The following is a 10,068-nucleotide window of genomic DNA, read 5'->3' on the forward strand; positions in this document are numbered from 1 at the left end:
CGGCGCGCGCAGCGCCTTCGCCGTCTTCAAGCGCAGGCGCGCGGCCTCGATCGCGGCCTGGGGGGTCCTTCTCAAGTTCCGGGCGAGACGGGTGAAGCCCAGGAACGCGATCAGCCACTTGGTCGGGTCCCACTGGTACCAGCGCACGCCGTTGCGAAAGTCCGAGGGGAACTTGTGGTGGAAGTTGTGGTACCCCTCGCCGTTGGTGACGAAGGAGAGCAGGCCGTTGTCGCGCGCCGAATTCTCCTCCGTGTAGGGTCGCTTGCCGTAGAGGTGCGCCACGGAGTTGACGAGGAACGTCGTGTGGTGGATCACGGCGATCCGGAGGAAGCCTCCCCACAGGAGACCTCCGAGAGGACGGCCGAACAGCGCCCCGATCGCCGTCGGAATCCCGAGGCCCGCGATCAGGCCGAACCAGTTGTTGAGATGGAATTGCCAGCGGACCAGACGATTGGCCTTGAGATCGGGAACGTTGTCGTACGTGAGCTCCCCCGGCTCTTCGTAGAAGAGCCACAGGACGTGGGCCCACAGTCCGCCGCGCTTGATGCTGTACGGATCCCAGTCCCGGTCCACGTAGCGGTGATGGTCGCGGTGGTCCGAAGACCACTTCAGGGCGGAGTTCTGCAGGGCCATCGAACCGAAGAAGAGAAAGAACGCCTGCAGGGCCGGATGGCTCACGTACGCCTTGTGGGAAAAGCAGCGGTGGTATCCCGCGGTGACCGAGAAGCTCACGAGACCGAACAGAACGAAGAAGAGCGTCGGCTCCCACCAGCGAACGCCGTATGCGATCGCGTATGCGGCCGTCCCGAAGATGCCGATGACGGGCGTCAGGGAGAGGAACAGGATGTTGAACCAGCTCAATCGCCGTTCCTGCGCCACCTCCTCGGCTCCGGCGGATCGCGGGACGAGGTTTCGCCGGATCACGCTCCACCCCCCGCGGCCTGGACGGCCGGAAGCAGCGTGGCCAGGCCGAACGCGCTCTCGTGTCGCAGGGAATTGATGAAGAAGGTCGGCACCTCGACGACGCCGCTGCGAACGCCCTCTTCTCGCACCACGCGAACCCTCGTCAGGTGAACGTGGCCCCGCATGTCCCGCTGGAATTGATCGGCATCCAGACCAAGGGCGCGGGCGTGCTCGGCCAGCCTGAGCTGGTCCTCCGCTCCCTGATTTTCGAACATCCGGTCGTGGATTTCCCAGAACTTCCCCTGGGCCCCGGCCGATTCCGCCGCCTCGGCCGCGCCCTCGGACTTCCCGTCCAGCGGGAGCCTGGGGAAACTCCGGAACACGTAACGCAGCCGGGGGCCCATCTTCGCCTGGATCTTCTTGACGGCCCGATAGGATTTTGCGCATTCCCCGCACGTGAAATCTCCGTAACCCACGAGCGTCACCGCCGCGAGGGGGGACCCCCGGACGTGGTCCTTCGAATTGACCGGCGCTTTCAGCACCTTCGCCTTCTTGCTCACGAGAGATTCCCTGCGATCACGGCTTCCGCGGCCTCTCTCGACGGATCGGCGGCGAGAACACCGGCACTTACTCCGATGGCCGCGCGGCGCCGAAGGTTGGTCGGGTTTCCTGTAATAAGGTCTTGCAACATAAGAATTTCCTTTTCAAACTTCCGACTGACAGCATGGCGCAATCACGCGGGACCGTCCAATATCTTGTTTCACTCGTGGCGAGACGTCGGAACGATCATCGCGGCGCGGCTGATAAAATTCCCGTTCACCAACATGGAGCTTCGCCACCTCCGGTATTTCATCGCCGTCGCCGATGAGCTTCATTTCGGCCACGCGGCCGCCCGCATTCACATCTCGCAGCCGGCTCTGAGCCAGCAGATCCGAAACCTCGAGAAGGAGCTTCACGTCGAGCTGTTTCGTCGGTCGAAGCATCGAGTCGAGCTGACCCGGGCGGGAGAGAGCTTTTCGAGGGAGGCGCGGGAAATCCTGGCGTCGGCCGACCGGGCGGCCGACCTCGCGCGGCAGGCCGACCGGAGTGACCGGGGCCGGCTCGTCGTCGGCGCTTCCCCGAAGACGAACTGGCAGATCATGCGTCGCGTTCTACGGGATTTTGCCGACCATTTCCCCGCCGTGGAGGTCATCGTCCAGGTTCTGGCGACGGGTACCCAGACCGCGGCCCTTCAATCGGGAGGGATCGACGTCGGTTTCGTGAGCCTTCCGGTGTCGGGCGAAGGGCTGGGTTCCGAATGCCTCGAGCGGGCGCCTCTGCGGGTCGCCCTGCGCCGGGGGCATCCGATGGCGTCGCATCGAAAGGTGGCCCTGGAGGATCTGGCGTCGGAGCGCTACGCGCTCTGGCCGCGCGAGCTGGAACCGGGCCTCTTCGACCAGATGACACAGATCTTCACCCGGGCGGGCTTCGGCGAGCCGATTCCCCTGGAGGGGTTTTTCCCATCGGGCCGAACCACGCTGGGGATGGTCGCGGCGGGTCTGACGATCGCCCTCGTGGATCCCGGCACGCAGGTCCCGACGCCGGGCGTCGTCTTTCGTCCCTTGAAGAAACCTCTCTTCGTGGAGCTGGGTGTGGTTTACCGGCGGGGAGACTCATCGCCCCTGTTGACGCACTTCCTCGGTTCCGTTCGGGAGCTCGCGCGGAGAGCCGCGCGTACCCGATCACGGGCGGTCAACAGATCGACGAATGCGGGAGGGACGGGCTGATCGTTGACCCGAGCGAGCCGGGAGAAAGAGTTCACCCGACAGGCTCGTCAGCAGCCCGACCGTCGATCGTCTCCATGTTCTTCGGCTTGAAATCTCATGCGATGCTTTCTTCCGGCTGCCGGATCATCGGCAGGTCTGCGGTGAAGGCGCACCCCTTTCCCGGGATGTTGCGCACATGGAGCGTGCCGCCGCTCGCCTCGAATCCACGCTTGCTCATCGTCAGACCCAGGCCGAGGCCGCTGCGATCGCTCCCGCGCCTCCCGAACGGCCGGAAGAAGCCGAGAAGATCGTCGGAGGACAGCCCTCCGCATTCGTCCTCGACTTCGATCCGCACCCGGTCCCCGATCGTCGACGACCGGAGGACGACCCCTCCCTCCCGGCGCGTGAACTTGAACGCGTTCTGGAGGAGATTGCCGACGGCCGAAGCCAGGACCTGCCGGTCGGCTTGGACCGACGCCGATCGATCGTCGCGCGCGACGGTGAGGCGCAGGCGTCGGGCCTCGGCTTCCATCTTCGCGGTCGCCTCCACCTCGTCCATGAAGCTGCCGACGAGGATTCGCTCGCGATGCAGGATGTCGGCATCGACGCGGGTCTCCGAGAGCGACCGGGCGACGAATGCCTGCATCCGGGACAGGGCCCGCCCGAGAATCACGCCCGTCGCCCCGTTGGCCCCCACGTTCCCCGTCCGAAGGGCTTCGAAGGATATCGTCGCGGTATTGAGAAGGTTGCGAAGCTCGTGGGCGAAAGCTCCCCGCCGCTCGGTGTCCGCCGCCGCGATCGCTTCGTCGCGCTTTCGCCCGAACTCGGTCACGGCCAGGGCGATGGCCTCGTCCAGGCAGCGATTCAGCGTGCGGAAGTCGTCGGTCGAGATCGGCGCATTCCGTTCGAGGGCCAGCTCGGTGATCGCCTGGCAGATGTCGCCGTAGTCGTGGACCACCTGGCTCACGGTGAACCCCAGGCGAAGCATGTCATCGCCGCGGCGCGCCGCGCTCTCCCGGATCTCCGGGCTCGAATCCATCCCCCCCGCAGAATGTCGGCGAGCTGGTCCAGGAACAGAGGAACGCCGCTTTCGAGCTCCTCGGGCGTCGGAACGGGAAGCGATCTCGCGGCGACCTTCGCCCGGCAGGCCGCGATGAGCTCGGTGCGGTTCTGCGTGATGAATTCCTGCAGCATGGGAGCCTCCGACTCCACGATGGCTCTTTCCCTCGGGACAGTCCAATCGCTTCTTTCTCTCGTATCGAGACGCGAAACCGATCGCCGCCGCCGGTCCCATGTAAAATTCGAACCTCGACATGGAGCTTCGACATCTTCGATATTTCGTGGCGGTGGCCGACGAGCTCCATTTCGGCCGCGCCGCCGCGCGGCTGCACACTTCCCAGCCCTCGCTCAGCCAGCAGATCCGGGATCTCGAGCGAGAGCTCAAGGTCGACCTCTTCTTTCGGACGAAAAGGCGCGTCGCGCTGACTTCGGCCGGAAAGCGCTTCCACCAGGAAGCCCGCGCCATTCTCTCCTCGGCGGAACGGGCCGCCGGTCTCGCGCGGGAAACCGCGCGGGGGGAGTCCCGGGAGCTCTCGATCGGCATCTCGCCGGAGACCGACTGGTTCTTCCTGGGCAAGGTTCTCAACCTTTTCGCGGAACACGCGCCCTCCGTGGCGGTCCTGTTCCAGAACCTGACGCCGGAGGCTCAGGTCGCGGCGCTTCGGGGCGGTCAGATCGACGTCGGATTCGTCGGACTTCCTCTCGAGGCCGACGGGCTGGTCACCGAGCCGACGGGACGGGTACGACTGGTGGTCGCCCTGCCGGCGAATCATTCGATGGCGGAGAAGCCCGATCTGAAGCTCGAGGACCTGTCCAGGGAAGCCTACGTGCTCTGGCCGAAACACCTCTCCCCCGGCGCCTACGAGCAGATGCTCTCGGTGTTCCGGCAGGCGGGTTTCGGGCCGCCCATCGAGATGGAGGGGGGAATTCCGTCGACGCGAACCGTTCTCGGGATGGTCGCGGCGGGCCTGACGATCGCCCTCGTCGATCCCGTCCTCGAGCACATGTCGGCATCCGCCGTCGTCTTTCGTCCCCTTTCGGGCCCCGGCGTCTTCACCGAACGAGGAGTCGTGTACCGGCGCGGCGACGCCTCGCCGATCCTCGCCTCATTCCTCGAGGAGGTGAGGCTCACGTCCCGAGAGCGCGCGGTCGAGAAGACGGCGGCGCCGGCCGCGAAACGAAAAAGCCCCCGGACGGCGAAGAGCCGCGCGGGGGCGAAAGCCCGGAGTTAATTTCGTCGTTTCGGTCGCGTTCCTCTTGCCCCCGGCCCGGGCTACCGGGTCTGCGGCGGAGGCTCCGTCGAAGTCGTCGGCTCGCCCTTCTGTTTCTTCGTATCCGGCTTCTTTCGTTCCGTGGTCTTACCGCCCGGGCTCGCCGACTGACGGGGCGGCGGCGGCGCGGACCGGTTCACGTTCGGAGTCGGTCGGCTTTCCGATCCGGCCTGCGGCGTCGGTCGACGTTCGGGAGCCGCCTGGCGATTGTTGTCCGGCCTCGTCGGCGGAGGCGGTTCGACGGACCGCTTCGGAGGCGCCGGCCTCTGGCGGTCGGTCGGTTGCGCGCTCTGGCCTCGCGGCGCGGACGGCGGCGGCGAAGTTCGCTGCTGAACGGCGGGACGATTGCTTTCCGGCGATGACGGCGGGGGCGTCCCGGACGTTCGCTTCGGAGGCGCGTTGGTCTGTCGATCCTGGGAAGGCGCGCCCTCGCCTCGCGGCGCGAGCGGCTGCTGCGAACGGCCCTGCTGAACCGCCGGGCGATTGTTGTCCTGGGATGAAGGCGGCGTCCCGGACGTCCGCTTCGGAGGCGCGTTGGTCTGCCGATCCTGGGAAGGCGCGACCTGGCCTCGCGGCGCGAGCGGCTCCGGCGAGCGGCCCTGCTGGACCGCCGGACGATTGTTGTCCCGGGATGGAGGCGGCGTCCCGAACGTCCGCTTCGGAGGCACGTTGGTCTGCCGATCCTGAGACGGCGCGCTCTGGCCTCGCGGCGCGAGCGGCTGCTGCGTCGCGCGAGCGCCGGTTCCGGCGCCCGGTCTCGGCGAGGCGACGGCGTTCGGAGCGATTCGGGACGGAGCCGGCACCTCGGGCCTTGCGGCGGCAGCCGGAGTGGCGACGATCGGGCGGTCCGGGGTGGCGAGGACTTTTCCGCGGGGAGCCGTCACGGCCTGCGGACGGGGCGCCGCGGCGCTCTTCGGGGAAAAGGTGACGGCGCCGGACGGAGCCGCTGCGGGTCGAATGGGCTGGATCGCTCTGGCTCCCTGGTTGCTCTGAATCGAGATTCGAGCCGCCGCGGCGGCCGTCACCGGCGCGCCTCGCTGCTCGCGGATCGCGGCGACCTTCGATTGGAATGACGGAGGCGACGGAGGAGGCGCCAGGCGCGTCACGACGGCCCGTGAGCTCACCTGGACGGGTGGCCGCGCCGCCGCGGCCGCGTTGCGGGAAACCCGAAGAGCTCCCGCGGTGGGCATGACGGGCAGCGCGCCGTGAAGCACCGGCGCGGCTTCGACCTGGCGGATCACCGACGCGTCGCGGACGTAATTTCCGGAGACGGAGCCTCCCGAGACGAAGGTGTTCTGGTTGACGACCGTGACGTAGTTGCGGTTGACGTAGTTGACGTTGGTGACGTTCCCATAGCCGCCCGCGTGGCCATAGTCACCGTCGTGCGATCCCCACCAGGGGACGAACGGATCGCGGGGTCCGAGGGGAAACCATCCCATGTATCCGCCGCCGCCTCCGATGCTGAAGGACGCCGACCAGCCCGGTCCGCCGCCGACGAAGGCGACGAGCGCGGGCGAGTAGCTCGCGAACGCGACTCCGGGAGCCACGGGAACCCAGAACCAGCGGGAGGAATGATTGACCCAGCGTCCGTAGTGGTACGGCGCCCAACCCCACGGTTCCTCCGCGATCCAGGTCCAGCCCCAGGGATCCTGCCAGCCCCAGCGGCCCGAGCGGTAAGGTTGCCAGCCGACTTCCACCCTCGCCGGCGACCAGACGTGGCCGTACTCGGGAATGTCGCTCCACTGGCCGTACTCGTCGAGGTCTTCGGCTCCGACGACACCCGCATTCACGTAGCGGTAAGAGTCGCCGCGCCGGTGCGCCCCTCTCTGATCCACCCACCGATCCCAGGCGTCGACGCCCCGAAGCGCGACGACGTCGTACTGCGGCGAATCGATCCCCGTGATGTCCATCTCGCTGCCCGCGGAAAGGGGAACCTGGCCCCCTCCCGCCGCGACGAGCGCCTGTCCGCGCCGGACGCCCACGCGGGTGTTGCCGTCGGCGTCCACGTCGAGGCGGTAGTCGCCCGCCCGCTCGAAGGTCACGGCCACGTTGGGCGTGTCCACCTCGAAGGATTCCTGGGCTCCGAGACGGGCGAGTCGGAACGACGCGGTCCCGGCCTGGAGCGAGAACTGATCGACCCCGTCCGTGAGGTTCAGAACCGAGAGATCGCTCTGGGCCCCGAGGCGCACGAAGTTTCTTCCCTCCAGCTGGAGCTCGGCCCGGCCTTCTCCTCGCAGGTAGAGCCGATCACCGATGCTCATCGGAACGTTCACGGCGGCGTCTTCCCACACGTCGGGCTGGTCGCCCCGGTTGTAGGAAACGTCTCCCGAAAGATACGAGACGCGCGCGACCGATTGCTGGACGCCGCCGTTTCCGGGCGGCCCCTGAGCGCGGGCCGTGGAGGCGGCGAGAACCCCGAGCGCGCCGAGAAATAGCGTGGTACCGCAAAACTTCTTCATGGTCATACTCCTACCCGGTCGAGCGGCGAGACTTGGGGCGCTCGCTCGACAGATTCACAGCATGAGCGCCTCCGGACCCGGCGTCCAATCGTTTCTTCCTTTCTCAGTGAGAGGAACTAACGATGTCCCACGGCCCGGATCACGCTGTACCCTGTCCGTGTAGAGGAGGTCTCCATGCTTTACACCATTGCGATCATTCTGCTCATCCTCTGGGCTCTCGGATTCTTCGCCTTTCACGTCGGGAGCGGTCTCATTCACCTGCTCATCGTCGTGGCGGTGATCATGCTGCTCGTTCAGCTTTTCTCCGGACGCCGCCGGATCGTCTAGGGATCACTAGGATCAGATGTCCCTGCGGTTGAAGGCGACGGACAGCGGGTTGGCCGCCGACGAACGGCTCCCGCCGTCCTCGCCTTCTTCCGTTGTGCGGCGCACGATCCAGGTCCTCCTCGTGACGCTCGGCGTCGCGAGCGCGCTCTGGGCCGTCTATCGCCTCCGAACGATCCTCCTGCTCCTGGTCCTCGCGGTCTTCTTCGCGTATCTGGTCGTTCCCCTGGTCCGGCTCGTTCATCGGCCTTTCGTGGTGAAGGGACACAGGCTCCTCCTTCCGCTGAGCGCGGCCATCGGCCTGGTCTATCTGTTCGTTTTCGGATCCCTGGCGGCGGCCGTCGCCGTCCTGCTCCCGGTCGTGAACGACCAGCTCGGCGACCTCGCGTCGGAGATCCCCGGATATCTGGAGCGAATTCACGGCCGGTGGCAGACCTGGCAGACGAGCTACGAGAGTCGCGCCCTTCCCCAGGCGGTGCGCGAGACCATCGATCGAGCCGTTCATCAGGCCGGGACGGCGGGAGGAACGTACCTGACGAGCGAGCTGCTCCCGCGCCTCGCGCGGGAACTCGTCTATCTCCCGTGGCTCGTTCTCGTGCCCGTGCTGGCGTTCTTCCTCCTCAAGGACGCCCAGCCCCTCCGCAAGGCCGCGCTGCGGTTCTTTCCGCGGGGTCGTCTGCGGTCGCGCGGCGACGAGTTCCTCGTCGAATTGAACGAAACGCTGGCGGCTTACGTCCGCGCCCAGGTGACGGCCTGCCTCCTGATCGGCGTGGTCTGCACCCTGGCGTTCCTGGTGATCGGCGTGCCGTACGCGGTCGTGCTCGGGATCGCCGCCGGACTGCTCGAGTTCATTCCGCTGGCCGGGCCGCTGGCCGTGGGCGCTCTCGCGGCGAGCTTCGCGGCCTTCCACTCGGCCGGCCAGGTCGTGGCCGTCGTGCTCTTCCTGCTCGTGCTGCGGGCCGTCCAGGACTACGTCGTCTATCCGAAGATCGTGGGCATCGGAGTCCACCTGAACCCTCTCGGCGTCATCCTCGCGATCCTGTGCGGCGCGGAGCTGGGGGGGCTCATCGGAGTATTTCTCGCGATCCCGGCCGTCGCCGTGCTCACGCTCGCCGCCGGCCACTATCGAGACCACCTCGCGTTGGAGGCGGAGAGCGGGTCGCCGACGTAGACGGGCGAGACGAGTTCAGCGGGGCCGGCGGGAGGACGAGAGCGCGAAGAACGTCCAGGCTGCGCCGGAGAGATCCACCGCGCCGAACAGGATCAGGGAAGGCTTGACGAAGCGGAAGAGGACGAAGGCCGCGAACGTCAGGAACGCAACGACCCGGGCGGGAACTGAGGCTCGATAAAACGGCATGAAATCGTGGCGGGCGGCCTGGAGGTAGTAGAAGCCCAGGATCGCCGCGAGGAGTCCCACCACGCGAATCCAGACCTCGGACGTGGGCGGAAGGCCGACGAGCGCGAGGACGAGGTTCGGGACGGCGACGACGACGGCGCCGAGGAGGACGAGATAGATGCCGAAGACGCGGATGCTGGTCGCCGCACGACTCACGCGGACGCTCTTCCCGATTCGAAGCTCCCGCCGAAATGCCGCGAGACGAGCGGAGTCCCCGGCTCGCCGTCCTTCAATGGGAAGGTCGCGGATGACGGATCACCGCGACCCGATCCGACCCGAAGTCTCGACCATTCCCATGCGGTCATGATAGCCCGCTCGAGGACCGGCGGCGACGGGTCGTCTCTGCGACGCCCGTCAGAGCCGGTCCGGGGTCGCGGAGATCCGTTCGATTCGCCGCCCTCCCGACGAGCGGGCCGATGAGGCCCAGTCGGGGGGGTCGCGCCTCGAAAATTCTCAGACGATCTTGCAGGGAATGACGGCGTCCTCGTCGAAGGAATACACCGCGCAAAGCCGGTGATAACCGTCCGCGATGGTGAGATGCGCCGGCGGCTTGCCTCGGACGAGAAGGAGAGGAGAGAGCTTCTTTCGCTTTTGAATCTTCGCTCGATCCTTCTGGACGTGCCAGCTGTCGGTCCCCAGAAGAGGAAGAGTCGAGGCTCGAAAGACGTCTTTGGCTTTGAACTGCCGGAGCGTCGAGCGACGGAGGCGCCGGACCAGCACCTTCGCCGCCGATGGGGGCATGAGGAGAGTCAGGTACTCTTCTGCCGCCGCGTAGTCGTGGCTCTCCGAGTTCTTCAACCAGGATATCTTGCTCTTCGCCATTCGGCCTCCCCGACCCCCGAGTCTTACACGACGACGATCGGAGCGGCACTCAAAGCCGGGGCGGACGCGCATTCCTCTCCCCGGCTCCA

The 10,068-nt window shown here is 66.9% G+C and carries 11 protein-coding genes; 4 read left to right on the forward strand and 7 right to left on the reverse strand.

Annotation, left to right across the window (positions count from 1 at the left end):
• Together VFS34_13545 and VFS34_13550 are read right to left on the reverse strand one after the other, a co-directional pair.
• The coding region (locus VFS34_13545) for an acyl-CoA desaturase (GenBank protein HET9795471.1) at positions 1-924 on the reverse strand (924 nt) is incomplete at its 3' end.
• Positions 921-1,463, reverse strand: a complete 543-nt coding sequence (locus VFS34_13550; protein ID HET9795472.1) for a thioredoxin domain-containing protein — start codon at positions 1,461-1,463, stop codon at positions 921-923. The genes VFS34_13550 and VFS34_13545, both read right to left, overlap by 4 nt.
• Before the next feature lie 264 nt (positions 1,464-1,727).
• Here VFS34_13550 and VFS34_13555 point away from each other — a divergent pair, with 264 nt between their 5' ends.
• Positions 1,728-2,669 (forward strand): LysR substrate-binding domain-containing protein, encoded by a 942-nt coding sequence (locus VFS34_13555; GenBank protein HET9795473.1) that lies wholly within the window; start codon positions 1,728-1,730, stop codon positions 2,667-2,669.
• A gap of 94 nt (positions 2,670-2,763) precedes the next feature.
• Here VFS34_13555 and VFS34_13560 read toward each other — a convergent pair whose 3' ends face one another.
• A complete protein-coding gene (locus VFS34_13560; protein HET9795474.1) occupies positions 2,764-3,615 on the reverse strand; it encodes a HAMP domain-containing sensor histidine kinase in 852 nt (283 codons plus the stop codon).
• Positions 3,612-3,842 carry a hypothetical protein gene (locus tag VFS34_13565; GenBank protein ID HET9795475.1) on the reverse strand — a complete coding sequence of 77 codons (231 nt, stop codon included), beginning with the start codon at positions 3,840-3,842 and terminating at the stop codon, positions 3,612-3,614. The genes VFS34_13560 and VFS34_13565 overlap by 4 nt, the downstream gene beginning before the upstream one ends.
• A gap of 119 nt (positions 3,843-3,961) precedes the next feature.
• Here VFS34_13565 and VFS34_13570 point away from each other — a divergent pair, with 119 nt between their 5' ends.
• Positions 3,962-4,939, forward strand: a complete 978-nt coding sequence (locus VFS34_13570; GenBank protein ID HET9795476.1) for a LysR substrate-binding domain-containing protein — start codon at positions 3,962-3,964, stop codon at positions 4,937-4,939.
• A gap of 41 nt (positions 4,940-4,980) precedes the next feature.
• Here the strand turns inward: VFS34_13570 and VFS34_13575 are convergent, their stop codons facing one another.
• Positions 4,981-7,437 carry a DUF6600 domain-containing protein gene (locus tag VFS34_13575; protein HET9795477.1) on the reverse strand — a complete coding sequence of 819 codons (2,457 nt, stop codon included), beginning with the start codon at positions 7,435-7,437 and terminating at the stop codon, positions 4,981-4,983.
• Between the two features lie 174 nt (positions 7,438-7,611).
• Here VFS34_13575 and VFS34_13580 point away from each other — a divergent pair, with 174 nt between their 5' ends.
• Positions 7,612-7,764, forward strand: a complete 153-nt coding sequence (locus VFS34_13580; protein HET9795478.1) for a lmo0937 family membrane protein — start codon at positions 7,612-7,614, stop codon at positions 7,762-7,764.
• Positions 7,765-7,780: 16 nt separating this feature from the next.
• Positions 7,781-8,932: an AI-2E family transporter gene (locus tag VFS34_13585; GenBank protein ID HET9795479.1), complete on the forward strand. Its 1,152-nt coding sequence runs from the start codon at positions 7,781-7,783 to the stop codon at positions 8,930-8,932.
• Between the two features lie 15 nt (positions 8,933-8,947).
• On the opposite strand, the gene VFS34_13590 is transcribed toward VFS34_13585, so the two are convergent.
• Positions 8,948-9,313, reverse strand: a complete 366-nt coding sequence (locus VFS34_13590) for a hypothetical protein (protein ID HET9795480.1) — start codon at positions 9,311-9,313, stop codon at positions 8,948-8,950.
• Between the two features lie 297 nt (positions 9,314-9,610).
• Positions 9,611-9,979 carry a hypothetical protein gene (locus VFS34_13595; protein ID HET9795481.1) on the reverse strand — a complete coding sequence of 123 codons (369 nt, stop codon included), beginning with the start codon at positions 9,977-9,979 and terminating at the stop codon, positions 9,611-9,613.
• Positions 9,980-10,068: the final 89 nt, after the last annotated feature.

Source organism: Thermoanaerobaculia bacterium, from assembly GCA_035717485.1.
GTDB lineage: Bacteria > Acidobacteriota > Thermoanaerobaculia > UBA5066 > DATFVB01 > DATFVB01.

What these genes read in the sequence shown, in the direction of transcription:
- VFS34_13555 (HET9795473.1), top strand. Translation starts at nt 1,728, where the DNA reads ATGGAGCTTCGCCACCTCCGGTATTTCATCGCCGTCGCCGATGAGCTT.
- VFS34_13565 (HET9795475.1), bottom strand. Translation starts at nt 3,842, where the DNA reads ATGCTGCAGGAATTCATCACGCAGAACCGCACCGAGCTCATCGCGGCC.
- VFS34_13570 (HET9795476.1), top strand. Translation starts at nt 3,962, where the DNA reads ATGGAGCTTCGACATCTTCGATATTTCGTGGCGGTGGCCGACGAGCTC.
- VFS34_13575 (HET9795477.1), bottom strand. Translation starts at nt 7,437, where the DNA reads ATGAAGAAGTTTTGCGGTACCACGCTATTTCTCGGCGCGCTCGGGGTT.
- VFS34_13580 (HET9795478.1), top strand. Translation starts at nt 7,612, where the DNA reads ATGCTTTACACCATTGCGATCATTCTGCTCATCCTCTGGGCTCTCGGA.
- VFS34_13585 (HET9795479.1), top strand. Translation starts at nt 7,781, where the DNA reads ATGTCCCTGCGGTTGAAGGCGACGGACAGCGGGTTGGCCGCCGACGAA.
- VFS34_13595 (HET9795481.1), bottom strand. Translation starts at nt 9,979, where the DNA reads ATGGCGAAGAGCAAGATATCCTGGTTGAAGAACTCGGAGAGCCACGAC.